We start from the raw sequence: 579 nt of genomic DNA, 5'->3' as shown, positions 1-579 counted from the left end.
GGCTCTTCAGTTCCTTTTGTTATTAAATCATCTATTAATACACCTATATAAGCTTCATCGCGTTTCAACGTAAACGCATCACGCTCTTGTACTTTTAAACTTGCATTTATACCTGCCATTAAACCTTGAGAAGCAGCCTCTTCATAACCCGTTGTTCCATTAATTTGACCAGCAAAATACAAGCCATTTACCAGCTTAGTCTCTAAGGTATGTTTTAACTGTGTTGGCGGAAAATAATCATATTCTATAGCATAACCTGGCCTGAAGAATTTCACATTTTCAAATCCAGCAACAGAACGTAATGCTTTAAATTGAACATCCTCAGGTAATGAAGTTGAGAAACCGTTTATATAATATTCAACTGTATTCCAACCTTCGGGTTCAACAAATAATTGATGACGGTCTTTATCTGCGAATCGATTTATTTTATCTTCAATTGATGGACAATAACGTGGTCCTAAACTTTTAATTCTACCGTTAAACATTGGAGATCTATCAAACCCTTCACGAAGCAAATCATGCACCAACGGACTTGTATAAGACATATGGCAAGAACGTTGATTGGTTAATGGTTTTGTA

General features: G+C 35.6%; 1 protein-coding gene. It reads right to left on the bottom strand.

From position 1 onward, the window contains the following. Positions 1-579 (bottom strand): FAD-dependent oxidoreductase (locus FUA24_RS11065; RefSeq protein ID WP_246147025.1); only part of this gene is annotated, 579 nt, incomplete at both ends.

The sequence above is a fragment of the Seonamhaeicola marinus genome (assembly GCF_008085455.1).
This window is presented reverse-complemented; position numbering and strand designations above follow the sequence as displayed.